This window comes from Pedobacter sp. HMWF019 (genome assembly GCF_003061025.1).
Taxonomy (GTDB): domain Bacteria; phylum Bacteroidota; class Bacteroidia; order Sphingobacteriales; family Sphingobacteriaceae; genus Pedobacter.
The window spans coordinates 1-18,795 of the sequence record NZ_QAIL01000045.1; the positions used below are offsets into that span (position 1 = coordinate 1).

Below are 18,795 nucleotides of genomic sequence, written 5' to 3' on the forward strand. Positions count from 1 at the left end.
CAACACTTTAAATAACCCACTCAAAATTCAAGGAGGATAAATAATATCCCTCCTAACTTCTTATATTAGATCATATAACCTGACAATAGCATAAAAAGACAGATATGCTGAAAACCAAAGAACACCCCTTGCTATGAAGTTTGAAGAACTATTGGAGATCACCGGTGCCGTCACCATAAAAGCAGACGAGCCAGCGCTGGCTAAGTACCGCTTGCCCGGCGGCCTGTCTTTTCCGCCCTCTTACCGGCAGTTCTGCCAGGAGTTGGGTCACGGGCTGCTTTGCGGCCTGTTCATGATCTATATGCCAATGGCGGATGAACAACACCCGGACGCTTTCCAGCGGCAGTACCCGGCGATGCGATCCCTGTTTGATTCCTATCTTGATCCACCCTTGCTGGCGATTAGCGATACGCCTGGCGGCATCGCGCTTATTCAAAATGCAGTGCCTTTCGCGGCCAGCGAGAACGGGGAATTCCTGTTTTGGGATATATTCGAGCGACTGCCTGACGGGGAGTTCCCCATTTATTTTACGAGCTTTGATCTTGGCATCGTCCGTGCCGGAAACTCCCTGTTTGAATTTTTAGCTTTGGTGACCGGAGCGGAAACCTTTAAGTCCGTGCTGCCTTTTTATATCAGGCCTCTAGCGGCGGTTTTCCGGGTAAGGGAAATTGGCTGACTTACCTGATGAACTCAGCAGCGTCAAATTGTTTCTTAAAATAGATTATTTCGCATTTATTAGCGATCGCATAAATATATGACGGTTACCCGTCATTGACCATTATTTCCGGTCCTCAAGACTCTTTATTTTTTCACTCGCACCCACGTTAGAGGGATCTAATTCCAGCGCACGTTTATAATTGATCAGCGATTTGGCTTTATCACCCTGGTTCAAGTAGGCCTCTGCTAAACTGTCGAACACATTTCCCGATCTCGGGAACAGAACCGTATTGTATTCAAAAACAGCAACAGCACTATCAAAGCGCTTCTTACCCAATAAAGTATAACCAACTGTATTCAATGCAGACTCATCACTAAAGTTATAATCATCAGGATATTTTGATTTCAGCTCCTGGTAGACCCCAATCAGATCAGGGCCACTTGCTTTGTCCAGTCTATCCTGTAAAGCAGCAACGAGCTGTTTTTTGGGTTGAAGATATGGTTTCCCGTCCAGTATATTTTGTATGGCTGAATTGATATCGTACAGGCTACCCTGCCTGTTATTGGTCAGCAAAATCACCGTACGGCCCCGCTTCACATCAGCAATGAGCAAAGCCTGATACTGCATGGCCGTACCATCATGTTTATGCGCCAGAAGCTTAAGGTCCTCCATCTTACCACCGCCTAAACCACATTGTTTGTTCGGGGCAAATGGAGTGAGCAACTCTTTTGTAGATGCCGGACTGATGAGCATAAAATGTTCCAGGCTTTGTTCCCATTTATAAAAATCATCAAGAGTCACCGCCGTCCAGCCAGAAATAGAAGATACCAGCGGAGACTGAACCAGTGCATCAGTATAGGATTTAGCCATCAGTGGTACATCATCGTCAGGGTCAACCAACGAAGCATTCATTTCCAACGGTCGAAGCATATTTTTTCTAACAAAGTCGGCGAAACTCATACCACTAATCCTAGCCACAATCTGCCGCTGTAAAAAGGTATTACTGTTATTATAAGCATACTGGGTACCCGGCTCGAAATCCAATTTACCTGTATCTTTTAAAGCAGACATAGCCCCTCCATCATCAGAGATCATTTTCCATTTGAGGTCTGGCAAACCACTACTGTATTGCAAAAGGTTTCTGATCGTGATCCCACCAGCCCATTCCGGCAAGTCATCCAGGTACTTGTTTACCTTGTCATCTATAGACAACTCCCCTTTTTCCTTTAACATCATAATCGCTACTGCATTAAACTCCTTAGCAATAGAGCCAATATGGAAGCGGTATTGGTCTGTTAAAGACGTTTTACCCGAAGCATCAACATATCCAATCGCTTTGCGGTAAATCTCTTTACCCTGATCCATGACCAGCAAATTCCCATTGAATAAACCCAGCTTGTGCGAACGTTCGATGAGTGTGTCTATAGCCCCATGCCTGCTTTGAGCCTCACAGAGACTAGTAATACAAAGAAAAAAAAGAAGAATTGCCTTTTTGAAGTCCATAGCACTCTATTTTAAGAACAGACATTTTTTATAGCAAAACGTTGCATGGTTTTAACAACTACAACCCTTTCCCTTTTTTTCTCTTTAAAAGTCTACTTGCCACATTTTCGGCTTTTGAAGAAAGCCTTGACGACTGGTGTATTTTCAATTTAGGCATTTCAAGCTGATACCCATCCAAAATCCGGTTTGCAATCTCTTTATAAAGATTTTTCTTCTCAGGATCTAGCTCAGGCTCAACATTATTTTTCATAAACTGTTTCACGATTTTTAGGATTTTGGAATCCTCTTCTACCCTTAAAGTCTGCCCCTTGTTACCATAGCTAAAAAATGCAGCTAAACATTTTCTATTATCGCTCTCTCTTAATATGCCCAATTGCGACTCCAGTTTGATCACCTTTTCATAAGGTCGGCTTTTATCGTAATAATCGTTCAATATTGAGGGATCCCTAATTAAAATGGGAATGCTGCGGTGATAGTCATCAACATCCCCAAACTTACGATGATCCTCGTCAGGAAATGGAAAACGAAAATAAAAATCACGCTCCATTTTAGTGAAATCTGAGATAGGATAACTTTTGCCAATATCCTGTAAGTGACCTTCGTTCAATGCAGTGGTAAACTTTTGATAGCTTACACAAAAATAGCTATTCAAAACACCAATTTTTGTTTCAACCCCTTTGTAATTCACTCTTGCCATATCACTTTTCGATTGAAGGTTTGTACATACGAATTTAGACATCAACACTTTAACCAACCTACTCAAAATTCAAGGAGCATAGGCTATATTCTTCACAACTCCCTAATTTAGAGTCTAAAATCAGGCACCAGCCATAAAATGACAGATATGATGAAGACGGATAAAAGTGAAGAACGATTAAAAGCTGCATTTTACAAACTGCGAGAAAACAAGTTTAAAGCCAACTTACCTTTTCTGATTTTATCGGAAGAGCTTCCTGATGGTCAAGCATATTACGAGTACGGTGATGGACGAATAGAAATTCGGCTTACAAAAACAGACAATAATGTCTACAACGATATACTTGTAAGAGAATTAAACACAGTCGAAGCTTATAAGGTAAGGAGGGAAAATGGATTACTCTAAGCCAACCTTATTTGTAATCTCTGGTCCTCCAGGGGCAGGGAAATCAACTTTTGGAAAAGAACTATTACCCGATGAATTAAAAGCTGTATCCCCTTACAATAAGGATACCCTATTAATTAAAATTCTGAGTCAATTGGTCAAAACGAACGAAAAATCGCCTGAAACTCTCATGGCTGGTATAACAGCCATGGAAACTCAATTAGCTTCAGACATGAAAGATGCTATTAAAAAAAAAGAACATTTCGTGCTAGAAACAATTCTAAGCCATCCCAAGCATATCGATCAATTAAACACCTTTGCAAGCCAAAAATATCAAATACACCTTGCATACATGTGTTTAGATAATGTTAAAGCATGTGACATTAGAGTACAAGATCGAGTGAAATCTGGCGGACACTATGTAAGTCCCAGAACTGTACATAAGATATATGATGACAACCTTAAATTCGTCAATATTTTAGCCACAAAAATTGATCGATTAGACCTCTATGATAACACCAAAATGCCCAAACTCCTGGCTAGTTTTGAAAAGGGCATTGTTTTAAATGCGACGCCCGAGGCATTGAACAAAACATGGATAAAAAAAGGCTTACCACAATTATCAGAAAAACTAAAGCCCTATCTCAAAGAAAACCATAAAACAAGACTCCGTCAAAAATTATAACCACCCCTTTCGTTTTACATTACAAAACAAAAAGGCTGCCCAGATTTCTCCAAGCAGCCTTATAAAAAACTTAACCTTTCATTACCTTGACAACCTCCCTCCCAACCGCTTCAATCAGCGTTGTCACAACAGAATTTCCGAACTGCTTGTAAGCCTGATGATCTGAAACAGGAATCACAAAACTTCTTTCTCCATGTCCCGTATTAATAGGAAATATAGGAAAGCCCTGTAAAGCCGCACACTCTGAAGGAGTCAATCTTCTCGGATTCTTTCCCTCTTGTGGAATCAAAATTTCCGAGCCATCCTTATAATAACGAGCACTAATGGTCCTAGTAACCCCATTTAAATCCACCAATCCAAATCCAAAACCGTTACCTTTTGCTTTATGCTTACTCGCATGCTGCTGCAAAAAAGCCCAGAGCTGGTCACTGAGCGTATATTTCCTATCAACATCAGGCATCAAAATTGAAGATATCTGGTGCTGTACACAAGGAATATCAACCTGATTAAAATCAAAGCTAATATCCTTTCCAAAAATCCCCTTATTAAAACCAACCATTAAAGTTCGTTCACGATTCTGGGGCACAAAATGTTTCCCATTAAGTATCCTAAAGTCAAAGGAGTACCCAAGATCCAATAAAGTATTCCTAATTACCCTAAAAGTATTTCCCTTGTCATGCGAAACAAGATTTTTAACATTTTCAAGATAAAAAGCCTTAGGTTTATGCCTATTGATAATTTCGGCAACATGAAAAAACAAATTTCCCTGCTTCTCATCGGCAAAACCATGCTTTCGACCTAAGCTATTCTTCTTGGAGACACCAGCAATAGAGAACGGCTGGCATGGAAATCCACCACACAATAAATCAAATTTAGGCGGAATGAATGCTTTAGTTTCTTCCCTGGTAATATCGCCAAAAGGCACCTCACCATAATTAGCAAAATAAGTCTGTTGTGCGTATTTATCATATTCTGAGCTAAATAAACATTGACCCCCTAAATTCTGCAAAGCCATCCTGAATCCTCCTATACCGGCAAAAAGATCGATAAAAGTAAAATTGCACCTTATGCCATCTAAACCTGCAAATTTCGGGGTGTGCCCTTCAAACAATTCCTTTGCAATGGAATCACATAAACCACCTCCAATCTTCAACCTCAATTTTTCTACCGCCTCTTCATAAATCGGATGCTTACTTGCCTCATAATGTGTTAACATTGCTTTTTCCAATTGGCTTAAATTAAACTGTTCGCTCTTTCCCAGTTCACGTTTTCTCTTAACTTGTTTAATCATTTTAACTGTTTTTAATTGTTTTATACTTGTAATTTTGAATGAATTCTTCCCAATTGATTGCGTAGAATGCAACCAAGCATTGCCCTAGTGAGGAGAACTAAAGGAACTGTTTTAGAAGACCGTACTTGCTAGACAGGAGTCGAACAGCAGATAACCGTCAGATACGGTTACTTCACTGGAAATGAACTAATATTGTAAGCTTTTTAATCACTAAATCCATGTCCACATTTTCTCTCTCACTTAGCTTTACAAAGCTATCTTTGAAGTATGTTTTGATCGATGGTCCCGGTTTTTCTATAGGGATGCCAATCTGGGACACTCAAAATATGCTTCCATAAACACCCAACTCAAATTCAAGGAGGATAAATAATATCCCTCTCAACCTCCTATATTAGATCATATAATTTGACAATAGCCATAAAAAGACAGATATGAAGAAGATGGATGAACGTGAAGAGCGGCTAAAAGCTGTATTTTACAAACTACGAGAAGACAAGTTTTAAGCCAACCTGCCTTTTCTCTCGCCTTGCCAGCCCTTCCATTTCAAATGAATTATGTAGGTTTACAAATCACTCAACGCTAATTCATTAATATGTCTATTTTATTACATACAAACTCCAAAGACGGATTATCAACCTATCGAAAGAATCATTTATATTCTATAATACTTGAAGCATTAGTTGACGGACAATACTACCTACCGCAAGACCTCTTTTATACGTTAACCACTTACATAAATGAAGAGATAAAATGGAATGCAACAATAGCAGACATTAACGCCGCCGTTACCTACTTGGTCTATATAGGAATGGTTGAAGTAAAAGAAGATACTTCCATACGAATTACAAAAATAGGGCTGGAAGCTTTAGCAGATTGCCGATTTCAACAACTCGCTTCCAATACCTTCTTTAATTATAGGAGTATGAAAAATAACGAAATAGCAATCATCTTCGCTTTATTTTCACTGGTTGTATCTCTTGCGGCACTTGTAATTCCCACGTTCAAATAATATAAGTTTTTCACCACGGTTTCGTATAAAACGAAATCATCCTATTTAAAAGGCCCAGTCAATAACTCGCACCCTCCCTACGGGAAACCGTAATTTTCATCAATCAGGTCTAACTATTTTAGCTTCATGAAAAGAAAAACTTCACTATTCCTATTTACCACAATCTCTATATCTTAACTCTTGTTAGTATTTTTACTATATTAGTTCTAATAAAAAAGTAAATGATTGGCGCACTCTTAATGCTGTTCTGTTTGGCAATTGTATTTTTAACAAGGCCTAATCAGCAGCAAAACAATTCTATTAAAAAATTTACTTCGAATGTGAGGAGGTATTTCAACATGCATTGGAGTCCAATTAGCGAGCAAATTGATACAACCCCTGCCTTGCGCAACCGATCAGAAGATCAAATTATGCCGCCTCTTCAATTCACAACTAATTCCGTTCCCAAGAGTTCATCATCAATAACCGAAGCCCAAATTACTGACCAGCCAAAAAAAACAGGAACAAACAATTTAGATGACCTCAATCAAAAAAAAGTAGAAATCCTTCAAAGCTTAAAGGAATCGTTATTGAGAACCACTTTCAAAACAGAAGATAACAAGATGGATAATTCAATCATTGACATCGACGCGCAGCCCGAGCCGATCAACTACTCAGACACCCAACAAACAGAGAGCCTGAAAGCCCCTAATTGGCCGCACATGTACGTCTATGGATATTCAGATCTAGAAGGAGCATCCGAAGAACAGAGGGCTTTTTATGATAAATTCAAAGTTAAATTTCTGACTAATAAATGGGTTGATCTCTCGGGGAATTCCAATTACGTCTTTATACTCCTTTTTGACCTCCTCAAGCAATTTAATGTTCATAAAAACATTACACTGCTTGAAGAGCAAATGAATCAAATCTCTACTTATTACCCAAAGACAAGGCCTTACGCTAAAAAGTTCCTGATACAAAAAATGCGTGAGGTCGATTACCAAGAAGGATTAGATAGACTGGAATGGACTACAGCAAACAATGTAGTTCCAGACTACCAAACCTGGGATTGGAAAAGTCGTAGTATAAAGAAGCTCAACCTAAGCAACGAAGATGGAAAGCTGCTGGATGATATGTACTTCAATCAAAATAACTTCATAGCAATCGAATTTTGCTCACTTGAGGTGCTGAAATTATATATTACCGCCAGAAAGGCATTGAAAACTGCATACGCTGCCCACAACATAAAACAAGAAGACCAATTTGCCATTATTTTAGATTTGATAGCGAGAAAACAATACAATTACCGACTGAATAGCCAGAATTATAGATATGTACTTAATCATTCTAGTCAAGTCATCACTGGATACATATTCAAATATTGCGAGAACAAGATCCGTGGGCTATATGACTACAAAAAATTAAACCTGCTTCAAAGCTATCATGAAGAAGTACTTCTTTCATTAACCACCAATGTCGCATCCTTTATAGAGAAAGACATTAACGAGCATTTAAATAAGGTAAACAAGCCAGATCAAGAGACCGAACGATACTTAAACGCACAAGTTACAACGCGCTGGAAAACCAAACTGAATCTCACTACGGAATATTATAAGCAACTCGGGAAACACCCTTTTCTGGCAGAAGTGAACAAAATATTGGATCAAAATTCCAAAAACCCATCCTTGGAAATAATCTATTATGAGGTTTTCAAATTTCTAGCACCTTTGGATAAACAGTTGTCATTTGAATACTATCTACGCTATATCAATCAACATTTAACTGGCAGTACACTTGTCTTAAAGTTAATGCCTCAAAACATAGTAAAAAAACTCTTTACAACACCTGAACTCCATACCCGGTATACTAAAATCAGCATCGCGCTGATGAAAAAAGAAATCAACATCGATACAGCCCTTGAAGAAGTGAAAGACTTTTTCCTTCCCCAAAGAAAGAAGATTTTATTAGATACAGCAGCAATAAAGCAGGTGGAGCAGCAACATTCTGGAACTGTCGAAGTACTTAATGAATACCTAAAAGATCAAGAAGAGCCTAAAGTACCAAATAGCCCTCCACCCGCCATAGAAAACAATAGCGAATCACAACCTTTTAATTTCACTGCAAGCCCGAATGAACAAGCTCTACTCCACTTATTTAAACAAAACAACTTTACTTTATCCAACAATGAAGTAGATCTCTTTTGCAAAAATACGGGTGCCCATAAAGGCACATTAATCAATAATCTAAATGAAAGTTGCTATGATATAATTGACGATTTACTTATCGAAAACGATGACAGCAATTATACCATAAACCACACTTATTACCAACAAATCTTAAAAGCATGATAACAGGTCTAAAACCAAAAGAAGCCACTGCAATCATAAACTCATTAACCGGCGGCGTTGTTCCCAAAATTGGAGTACAACATATTACTGTTGGAAGGTCTGCTGAAGTGGAAGCATTTTTACAAGCATTAAACGATGTAAAAAATGGGCACAGTATGTTCAAGCTTTGGATAGGAGACTTTGGTTCAGGAAAGTCCTTTATGCTTCATTTATTAAATACGGTTGCACTTAAGCAAAAATTTGTTGTCGCAAATGCAGATTTCACACCAGACAATAGGTTATATTCTAATGATGGTAAGGCGGTTGCATTATATTCTGCTATTATGGATAACGTGGCGATTCAGACCATGCCCGAAGGTGGTGCTTTGCCTACCCTATTAGAAAAATGGATAGAGCAAATCCTTATAAAGACAGCAGAAGAGCATCAAATTAACATTACTGAGATTCGTCATGAAGCCAACCTCCCTGTTATTCAAAATAACATCATGAAAACAGTCAATACCATTACAGAAGTCGGCGGATTTGATTTCGGTATGGTGATTATGAAATACTATGAGGGATATATTAAAGATGATGAAAATTTAAAAAGAAACGCACTGAAATGGCTGAAAGGGGAATACAGAACCAAAACAGAAGCCAGGCAGGATCTGGGAGTAAGAGATATTATCCATGATCTGAACTATTATGACATGCTCAAAAACTTCTGCAAACTATTTGTAAGCATGGGTTACAGCGGGTTTATGATCAATCTGGACGAAGCGATAAACCTTTACAAAATATCTACTTCTACAGTACGTGATAAAAACTACGAAAAGATCCTCACCATCTACAATGACTGTTTTCAAGGTAAAATTAACAACTTGTTTATCAACCTGGCAGGAACCAAAGAAGTACTTGAAAACGAACGCCGCGGCCTCTATAGCTACCAGGCGTTAAAGTCTCGCTTGGAAACAAATAAATTTGAGACAAGTGAGATCAGGGATTTTGCTCAGCCCGTTATGCGGATCATGCCTTTAGATCATAATGAGATCTTTGTGCTACTGAAAAAATTAAAAGAGATTTTCGATTTCAACTTTAGCGTAGAAATTGACATATCCGAAGCTGAAATTCTCCAATTTATGGAAGAACTTTTCAACAAACCTGGTGCCGACGAATTCCTTACACCCAGAGAAGTCATTAGAGACTTTCTAAGTATTCTCAGCATCATCAGACAGAATCCAGGAATTGATAAACAAAGATTATTTGGTGAGCTAACGGTTAATGATGAAAGGCCGAATGAACTCTTTTTAGAAGATATTGAGGAGCTCTAACCGTGTTTGATCTTTTAGCTGAACCCATACGCAAATACGTCCGAGACAAACGATGGGAGGCACTCCGCCCCATCCAAATTGCTGCGATACAACATATCCTTACCACAGACAAGAATATAATTCTAGCGTCTAAAACGGCTTCCGGAAAAACCGAAGCCGCCTTTCTACCCATCTTATCCAAGGTATTCAAAAATCCCGGATTAAGAATATTATATATTTCTCCACTGATAGCACTCATTAACGACCAGTTTAATCGTGTGGAGGAATTGTGTGATTACCTAGAAATGCCGGTCACCAAGTGGCATGGAGAAGCAAAAAGATCACTCAAAGAAAAACTATTGCGGAACCCCGAAGGAGTGGTATTGATTACACCAGAATCGATTGAGGCCATGTTTGTAAACAGTCCGCAAAACGTTAAAACCTTATTTTCCAATCTAGACTTCCTAGTTATTGATGAAATTCATTCTTTTATTGGCACAGACCGAGGCACACAACTCAACTCTCTACTTTCCAGACTAAATGACATCAATAACAATCCCGCCGGCTTTCGCGTAATTGGTCTTTCAGCAACTATTGGCGCCTTTGAAGAAGCCAAAAAAATGACTGGTAAACCCGATCAAACTATAGTATTAAGGGATAAGTCCACTAAAGAAATGAAAGCAGAATTTAAATTCTTCAAAATGGATGGTGCTGATCTTCCAATTGATTTACTCAAAGATCTCTACTTAAAAACAAAAGACCATAAAGTTTTGATTTTCCCCAACAGCAGAGGAAAAGCAGAAGAAGTAGCCGTAAAGCTCAAAAAGATTTCCGACCGAAAACAAGGGCACCCTTATTACTTTTCCCACCATTCTTCCATTGACAAGGAACTAAGGGAATATATAGAACATTTTGCCAAAAATAATAAGCGTTTTCCTTTTGCTATATGCTGTACCTCAACACTGGAACTGGGTATCGATATAGGATCTGTAGAAAAAGTAGTACAGATTGATGCGGCCAGCTCCATTGCCTCACTAATTCAAAGAGTAGGAAGAAGCGGCCGTAAAGACGGAGAAAGCAGCAGTTTGCTTTTTTATGCTACAGATCCCTGGAACCTGTTACAGTCAATTGCCTGCATGGAATTATTCCGGGAAGGATTTATTGAACCGGTGCATGCAGCTGAGCATCCATACGATATATTAAGCCACCAAATTCTTTCCATTATAAAAGAGAGTTCAGGCTGCAGTTACGAAGCCTTGAAAGATCGACTAAAAGGAAACTATGCATTTCTAAACATCACTCCTGCTGAGCTTAACGAAATTACGAAGGAACTGATAAAAAAGGAGCAGATAGAATTAATCGGTACGGAACTGATTATAGGAATCGAAGGAGAACGTACGGTGAATAGCAGGGACTTTTACAGCGTATTTAAAACCGACCCAAGCTTTAAAGTCATACATCAGGACAAAACTATCGGAGAACTTCCACTGGCTGCTACCATACAAGTAGATGAGAATATACTTCTCGCCGCCAGAATCTGGAAAATCATGGAAGTTGACCTAAAATCTAAAAAGATCTTCGTGATGCCCGCAAAAGATGGTAAACGGCCAACTTATTTCGGTAGTGGTGGTGAGGTTCATACCACGGTTCGGGAGAAAATGCTTCAAATATTGAAAGAAAATAAGCCCTACGCCGAACTCGATGAGGCAGCTAACGAAGTTCTTCGGGAGCTGAGACTTGAATTTGCAAATTATGAAATAAGAGGTTACGAAAAAGACCGTCCTATGATCATGAAACATTCTAATTGCACACTATACACCTTTCAGGGCACTAAAATTAATAGAAGTATTGATTTTCTTTTCAAACTGCTAGGCATCGAATCTGAATACGACGAACATGAAAGCAGCTTTACACTTAAGGTAGCAGAAACCGATATTAGACTAGTACTTAACCTTGCTTTTGAGAAAATAAAAACAATAAACCAATCTCTAGAAGATTCCCTGAGGGAAAATCCTGCACTGATTGAATTCTCCAAATGGGGGCACCTCTTACCTATACAATATCAATGCTCTCTTATAAAAGCGAAACATTTTGATTTTGACGGCACAAAACAATTCTTAGAGCATATTCAACTGATCAGTTACAAAAAAGCCTAACCTAATCCCTACACCTCTAATTAACAATCTTGCTTTACAGCTTGTAAAGCAAGATTGTTCTCAAAAACTCTAATTAAACTCTAATAATAAGAAGCTAAAACAATTCTGAGCTGTACTAGATATTGTTCTATGGTCTATCAAAGCCTTTCACATTTCTAAAACCCATAACCTTTAGCCACCAAGGGTATTCTTTAAGCTAGACTTTTGCTATGCAGCGATTACCCAGGGTGTTCTCCTCCGCCAAGCCATTCACCAGTATTATGCCATGACTCATAGTGATATAACCACAAGGCTGTCCAAGGTATAATGGTCTCACTTAGCAATTCGCTAAATTTAAACTCTCCATAAATTGGACGATAAAGACATAAGATCTCGCCTGGATAAAGGTGTTCCGGCATTTCATTATTGAAATTGGGCACTAACTTAGGATTAATCAAAACTACCTTAGGAGGTTTGCAGTATTGATAGTTGATCTCTACATTGTACTTACTACTCCTTGCAGTTGGACGCAAGTCGCCTATTGCTACTAAACCTTCCTTGTATAACCTAACCTGAAATCCAGGCCATCGAGAATGGATAGCCTGGATTTGCTCCCAAATAGATTTGGGATTTAATAAACTATTTCGGAAATACATTTTTTTTGCCTCCAAAAAAAGTATTATTCTTAACTATGGCAATCCCCGCCGCCGCCGCACTTGTTACACCACCAGTCTCCCTATTAATTCCCAAATTACTATTGCTACGGTAGCTTTCCAATAAGTCAGTCTGGCTTCGCTGAGCCTTAGTAAACGGTTCATCTCCAAAGAGTCCCTTTAAAATGCTACCTTCGGTAATTACCCCATGCTCCTTTTTCAACTCCTCCCATTGCAGGTATAAATGTTTAGCAAAGGCTTTAAAGGCTTCATAATATTTCGGATCAGAATCCCATTTATCTGTAAAATCCTCCTGAGCATTAACCGGGTTGAATATTTTAAGTCTTTGGGGAACATAATTCACATGAGTAAGAATCTGATTAACGATTCCTTCAACCGTATCAAAGATGCTTTCCTGCCCATTGTAGTACAAACCAGCAATGGTAGTTAAAATAATACTTGATGTCTTGTAAGTATCATCCTTTTGAAAATAAACATCTCTATAACGCTTAATAAGCTGTACTGCCCTTTGTAAAGGTTTTTTATACTTAAAATTATCGGCAGGTAGATTTTCAGCACGAACAGCTTTTTCTAACAAACTAACCTTTACCGAATTGGCTCTGTTTATAAACCATTTTGCATAGCCCCTTGGATTACTGCTCACCCAGGTACCAAGAGTTCTGTCAGGAACACATAAACGATCCTGGTCCCATAAGTACTCCTGAATACCCGGTAAAATGTCCATATGGAAGTCGCCTGCGTAATTCAATCTAATACAACGTTTCTTAGGCTCTAACATGTTTTTGTAGTTTTCATGTTCTTCCAATCTTCTTTTCAATTCCCAATAAATCTTCTGCGGCGTGTGTGCTGCATGATTTGTCTTCAGATGTAAGGCAATGTCAAGATCAAATTCATCTTTTCCAATTGGCTTAACTGTAGTTAAAATTTTAACAGATCCATGTGGATACACTTCATAGGCAAAAGGCTTGAAAAATTTCTCATCCTTTTCAATCCAATCCTTAACAGCCCTATAGTGACCTTTCATTCGGTCATACCTGGAGTCTCCCAACTGGAGGCTCTCCGCCATCCTATCCAGAATGTCGTCTAATTGTATTTTTTTATTATCGAAAATCATTTTGGTAAGATTTTAAATGTGTGTGGTAAAATAATTTGTCCAGAATTAGTTGATCCCTTTCTGATCTCATCAGGGCTGACAAAGACAATATCTTCACAATTAATAAGATTTGCGATCGCCCGACGCTGCCCATCAGTTTCTAGACGCAGTTCATATATCTCTGCGTACCGAAACTCATCCATCGGAAAAGCAGGCGAAGGTAGTATACCCTCGGTATGCTTTCCAATGTACACATATTTGATATGTGTGAACTCATTTGCAGGCAACAAACCTGGTTTGATGAGTTCTTCATAAAATTCACGCCAGGGATCAATTTCTCGATTCTTACGACTTTCGAACCACTTGATAAAATCAGGTAGATTTTTGCGTTTCTTAATTCGAATTCTCAAATCCTGATCGGTATCTTGATCGCGGGGAACATAATCACAAGGTTCCACACCTAGCTTATCAAAAATCTCTCGATTTTCTTCTTTGAAATATTTGATAGCACCACCTACAGGCTGATAACCAATTCTATCTTTCTTGTGGCGCTTAATAAGCACATACTTACCATTTAATTCAATCCTAAATAAATATGCTACAGTAACCCTAACAGGCTTTCCAGCTTTTAAAATTTTGGCTTTGATGAGATTCCATCGCCTCCTGTTCTCCCATAGATATACAATAAAATCGATTAGTCCACCCAGAAGAAGACCAATTGCAATTTTAAATATAGTCGACCTTAGATCTCCAGGACCCAAAAATATACAGACTACTATTGCAACCAGTCCAATAATAGAGCTTATAGTTCCTTTAATACTCATATCTTAACCCTCTCTTGTCCATTTCAATCACGCCGTATATATTACTCACTACTGAGCCATATAACATTGGTTTGAGCTTCGACATAAGGAATCTGATATGAAATTTGTAAAGTGTTTTCATACTTTCCTTGTTTTATGTTTAAAAAATAACTTTTATGGATTTACGGCCTTAGGTAACATCCTTATGTATTTTGCACTAAACGGTAAGAAAAAATTAGGAAAGCTTAATAGATAACTATAGTTTTGTTTTGCGAACAACTTTCCAAGCTCTAACGATCTTAACGGTTAGCGGTTACAGCTGAGATACTTTATTTCAGCTGTAACATTGGATTTTCATTATACTATCATAGACCTCACTTCCTCAATTTCTGTTAAAATTTCTTCTATGGTCTCATTCATCTCTGCTCCTGCCTTTAAGTATTCATTAGGATACTCATCCTTCAAGCTTCTCATTACTGCATAATATACTGGCTTTAAGATCTGTTTATAGTCGACAGACTCCGACATAAACAACCGGTTAACTAAATTATATTGTTTATAAGCGGTCAACCTAATAAAATATGAAGTCAACCTACTTATTAGACTTTCTTTGTAATCCTCACTGTCTCCTTTAAAAACTTGTTGAAACTTTGGCCCAGCATCAAGTAAATAGTTAAAAGAATCCTCAAAGCGTTCATTCCAAACCAAAACTTTACAGTATTCAATCAATGTAATTGGCTCATTATACGGAGCCATCTTTGATTCAAAAAGCTCAAGTATAAATGCTCTTCTATTTGTTAAACCTTTCCGAAAGGCACCATTAGCTAAACATAACAATGATGAAACATGTCCCATGTCGAATGACTTAACAAACATTTCTTCTGCTTGACTATAATCACCCAATCTCATAAAATGATGACCTAATAGGTGAGCAGCATCTTCATCACCTGCTCTAATTCCCTTCTTTAAAATTTTGACAGCTTCAATTACATTTTTCTCTTTATAGAGTAGATATCTACCTAAAGCATAATGAGCATCAGGAACCTCTTTATCAACAGCTTCCTGATAGAGCCTTTTAGCTTTGAGCTGGAATGGTTTAGTCATATCCAAATACAAATCTCCCAAACTGAGCAAGGCAAAATCCTCTCCGGCCTGAATTGCCTTCTCCAATACTTCAATTGCTTCACTATTTTTCCCCTCTTGTTGATACAGCACCGATAAATTAATATATGCCTTTGTATCTCCATTCTCAATAGCCATGAGACATAGGCGCTTAGCTTCTGAATAATTGCCTATGGTAAAATTTAGCGTTGCAAGAGCCATAATGGCTTCATGAACACCATGTTTTATCGCTAATTTATAATATTCAATTGCTTTTAATTTGTCTCCTATTACAAACTGATATATTTGACCTAAACTATAAGCCGCTTTGTAACGCTTCCCATCTAGAGCAATATCATAATAATAAATGGCCTTATCATAGGTTTTTAAGCGAGTTTCATATAACTCAGCAAGTGTATGTGCCGTTAATGAGTCCTGTTTATAATCAAATACAGACGCAAGATATTCAGCAGCTTTAACATACTCTTCCTTATTAATGTATATCCAATAGCCAATAGTATCAGACAACACCCCTTTATCCCCCATCTCATGTAACGCATCAATAGCTTGTTCGTATTTTTTTGCTCGTACAAGTCCTTTAATGGTTTCAAACCAGTCGTTTTCCGAAAGGGCCTTAATAAGATCCTTAGGTAGAGTAGATTGAGAAGTTTTAAACAATCTATATTTCACTAAAGGGGATACATTTTTACAGGAAAGAAATGTATTGACCATATCAACAGCCGCCATATTATCATATTCCCCACCTAAAAGATTGTTAATATAATGCATCACTCTTTCAGAAAGTTCAGTCTTATCACACCAAGCATCATAGAACCGAACGAGCCAAAGTATATTTTCTTGGTCTCTTTTCTTTCCAAATCGCATCAAATACCATATATTAAGAAAACGATCTTTCAACCGATAAAGGTTATTCTTTGTTTTTGTGCTTATTCGTTCAATGACTTGGTTCTTCTCCAACATATTCAACACAGAAGAAATATGCTTACTTTCCATTCTGGTATCTACAGCAATTTCTTTAACAGAAATTGCATCCCAGTTTCTTGCGATAATATCAACAATTTTCTGTTGTTGAGTTGACAACTGGTCCAGTTCAGATTTATATAAAAATGTAAGATCATCCAGGAGCTTATAAAGGTCCTTAATTGCCTTGCCATTGGCATTATCCAAAAAAATCTGATACAGATAGGCCATCATTCTTGGATTTCCTCCCGTAAGTCTTCGCAAAGCTTCTACCCTAGTTTTACTTCGCCTAAGCAGAAATTGCACTTTATCGACTTCGTTAGTTTGATCAGCTATCTTTAACAGCAGTTTATAAGTCTCCTGCTTACTCAACCCATTTAACTGGATAATCTTGAAAAAATCATAAAAAGGATCAGTATAATTTATAATACCGTCAAAGTAAGTTGTTGAGGAACCAATGATACGTACGTATGTCGAGGTACTAAGCACCTCTCTCAACCGCTGTTGTCCATCTTTGCCGAACTTTCTAAGTAAAACATCCAGATTCTCGATAAAAAGAATCACTTTTTTATCGCTAGCTTTCAATTGCAATTCTAAAAGGTCATATGTCCTCTCTTCATCATATCTGCTACCAGTTACCTGTTCAGATATCATATCTGCAATTCCACTAAAACCATCAATTTCATCAAGATACTCCGCAACAGTTTCCCAAAGATTAATCAATTCAGTGAGATGATACTGTTCCTCATTGAAGATGATCGGTATTATCCTTTCTTTTAATTCGGCGTCATCTTCAATTGCATATTTTAACCTATGTAATAATGTCGTCTTTCCAGCACCCCGCTGTCCAATTATCAAATAATTTTGCTCGGGCTTATTACTTTTAGATAATTTAAGTTCATTAAGAAAGTTATTTAAAACCTTCAACCGGACAACAAATCCATTAATCAACGTTTGCTTATCTTGGTTACCTGTGTTATTTTTAAGTAATATATCCATGGCTTAACATTCATGATTTTTCCACCAATTCTTTAGGATTGGAGAGTTAAACTTATAAACAGCATTTGTTAGGTTAATAATATATCCATCATATTTCAACGCTTCAAGTAATCTTCTTGTCTGATCTTCAGGTAAAATATCTGTCGCAAGATTTAATACCTCATTCCTATCCATCTCATCTCTTCCTGCCAATGCACAAAGAAAAATTTTTATGAATTGCTGCTCACTTTCTGTAAAAACACGTTTAAGTCGCTTTACATAATGTTCAAAATGATGGTCATTTCGCTGCTCTAATGACGCCTCAAATGCTCGATCGACAACCGCCTTACTGACCTCGTCGCCAGGACCTATATCATTAATAATTTCATGAATGATAAGTTGAAAGTAGAACGGAATCATCCATTCAACACGTGTTATTACGTAATCAGCAATCTCTGATGTTAAAGAATAACCATACGTTTGAAGTATCGAAATCAACATATCTTTTGCCTCCTCCTGCTGAAGTGGAAGAACAGGTATAGCAGCAAGATCGTTAATTAATGACGACGAATCCAGATTTCCTACGGTAAGATTTAAACTATTGGAACCAGTATAAATAAACTGCACCCTACCCTTAAGATTAGCATTATTCCTTAACTCACGGTTTGACTGCAAAAACTTCTTAGCCTCAGTTGTATCCCCCTGATGCTCCTCCACAATATTAAGGATCACTTCAGGAAATTCATCGATCATCAATACTAACTTATCTCCTCCTAAATCTAAACCCTGCAATAAATCGAGTAGTTCCTCTTCGTAATCAATATCTTCTGCATCTTGAAAATCCAGGCCAGAGCCAGCTATTTTTATTCCTTTTAACCTATTTAAAAAGGCATTTTTCGCTGCTTTAAGCTGTTCTAGAAATTTCTTTCCAGTACCTACAGCATCACTCTTAATAATCTCTTTATAAATTTTACGGTAAAACTCATTTTTTGATCGTGCGCTTTCTACCTGGAAATAGAGATGAATAAAGCCTTCCTCTGGTTTATCCAGGAAGTAATACAATATAGATGACTTACCTACCCTTCTCGGAGCAGCGATTTGTAAATTAGCACCAGCAGCCAGATTTAGATTAATTCGTCTGATTTCCCTGGGTCTCATGTAAAAATCTTCTTTCGATGCTATTTGAC

General features: G+C 37.8%; 15 protein-coding genes. 7 read left to right on the forward strand and 8 right to left on the reverse strand.

The genetic code is table 11. The annotated features are described in order from the left end of the window. Positions 1-133 precede the first annotated feature (133 nt). Entirely contained in the window at positions 134-676 is a 543-nt protein-coding gene (locus DBR11_RS03330; protein ID WP_108550201.1) for an SMI1/KNR4 family protein, read from the forward strand. Between the two features lie 102 nt (positions 677-778). Here the strand turns inward: DBR11_RS03330 and DBR11_RS03335 are convergent, their stop codons facing one another. Continuing rightward, positions 779-2,161, reverse strand: coding sequence for a serine hydrolase (locus DBR11_RS03335; protein ID WP_108550202.1), 1,383 nt, complete (start codon positions 2,159-2,161; stop codon positions 779-781). 58 nt (positions 2,162-2,219) lie between these two features. Then, a complete protein-coding gene (locus DBR11_RS03340; RefSeq protein ID WP_158275195.1) occupies positions 2,220-2,858 on the reverse strand; it encodes a hypothetical protein in 639 nt (212 codons plus the stop codon). 147 nt (positions 2,859-3,005) lie between these two features. Between DBR11_RS03340 and DBR11_RS03345 the strand changes: the two genes are divergently transcribed. Both DBR11_RS03345 and DBR11_RS03350 read left to right on the forward strand, forming a co-directional pair. Continuing rightward, positions 3,006-3,263, forward strand: a complete 258-nt coding sequence (locus tag DBR11_RS03345) for a hypothetical protein (protein WP_146186444.1) — start codon at positions 3,006-3,008, stop codon at positions 3,261-3,263. Continuing rightward, complete coding sequence (locus DBR11_RS03350; RefSeq protein ID WP_108550205.1) at positions 3,250-3,927, forward strand: zeta toxin family protein; 678 nt, start codon at positions 3,250-3,252, stop codon at positions 3,925-3,927. Before DBR11_RS03345 ends, DBR11_RS03350 begins: the two co-directional genes overlap by 14 nt. Positions 3,928-3,997: 70 nt before the next feature. Here DBR11_RS03350 and dcm read toward each other — a convergent pair whose 3' ends face one another. Beyond that, positions 3,998-5,218, reverse strand: coding sequence for a DNA (cytosine-5-)-methyltransferase (dcm, locus tag DBR11_RS03355; protein WP_108550206.1), 1,221 nt, complete (start codon positions 5,216-5,218; stop codon positions 3,998-4,000). Positions 5,219-5,810: 592 nt separating this feature from the next. Between dcm and DBR11_RS03360 the strand changes: the two genes are divergently transcribed. The 4 genes from DBR11_RS03360 to DBR11_RS03375 all read left to right on the forward strand — a co-directional run bounded on the left by DBR11_RS03360 (position 5,811) and on the right by DBR11_RS03375 (position 11,999). Further along, a complete protein-coding gene (locus DBR11_RS03360; RefSeq protein ID WP_108550207.1) occupies positions 5,811-6,227 on the forward strand; it encodes a hypothetical protein in 417 nt (138 codons plus the stop codon). A 221-nt stretch (positions 6,228-6,448) separates the two neighbouring features. Continuing rightward, on the forward strand, positions 6,449-8,554 hold the full coding sequence (locus tag DBR11_RS03365; protein ID WP_108550208.1) for a tellurite resistance TerB C-terminal domain-containing protein: 2,106 nt from the start codon (positions 6,449-6,451) through the stop codon (positions 8,552-8,554). Next, positions 8,551-9,864: an ATP-binding protein gene (locus DBR11_RS03370; RefSeq protein ID WP_108550209.1), complete on the forward strand. Its 1,314-nt coding sequence runs from the start codon at positions 8,551-8,553 to the stop codon at positions 9,862-9,864. The genes DBR11_RS03365 and DBR11_RS03370 overlap by 4 nt, the downstream gene beginning before the upstream one ends. 2 nt (positions 9,865-9,866) lie before the next feature. Further along, on the forward strand, positions 9,867-11,999 hold the full coding sequence (locus DBR11_RS03375) for a DEAD/DEAH box helicase (RefSeq protein ID WP_108550210.1): 2,133 nt from the start codon (positions 9,867-9,869) through the stop codon (positions 11,997-11,999). Positions 12,000-12,217: 218 nt separating this feature from the next. Here the strand turns inward: DBR11_RS03375 and DBR11_RS03380 are convergent, their stop codons facing one another. The 5 genes from DBR11_RS03380 to DBR11_RS03400 all read right to left on the reverse strand — a co-directional run. Next, the gene (locus DBR11_RS03380) at positions 12,218-12,511 is read right to left on the reverse strand and encodes a hypothetical protein (protein WP_146186445.1); all 294 of its coding nucleotides are present in this window, start codon (positions 12,509-12,511) and stop codon (positions 12,218-12,220) included. 106 nt (positions 12,512-12,617) lie between these two features. After that, positions 12,618-13,766, reverse strand: a complete 1,149-nt coding sequence (locus DBR11_RS03385; protein WP_108550212.1) for a nucleotidyltransferase — start codon at positions 13,764-13,766, stop codon at positions 12,618-12,620. After that, complete coding sequence (locus DBR11_RS03390) at positions 13,763-14,569, reverse strand: ATP synthase subunit I (RefSeq protein ID WP_108550213.1); 807 nt, start codon at positions 14,567-14,569, stop codon at positions 13,763-13,765. The genes DBR11_RS03385 and DBR11_RS03390 overlap by 4 nt, the downstream gene beginning before the upstream one ends. A 336-nt stretch (positions 14,570-14,905) precedes the next feature. Beyond that, on the reverse strand, positions 14,906-17,629 hold the full coding sequence (locus DBR11_RS03395) for a tetratricopeptide repeat protein (protein ID WP_108550214.1): 2,724 nt from the start codon (positions 17,627-17,629) through the stop codon (positions 14,906-14,908). Between the two features lie 3 nt (positions 17,630-17,632). Beyond that, on the reverse strand, positions 17,633-18,795 hold a 1,163-nt coding region (locus DBR11_RS03400), incomplete at its 5' end, for a hypothetical protein (RefSeq protein WP_233260628.1).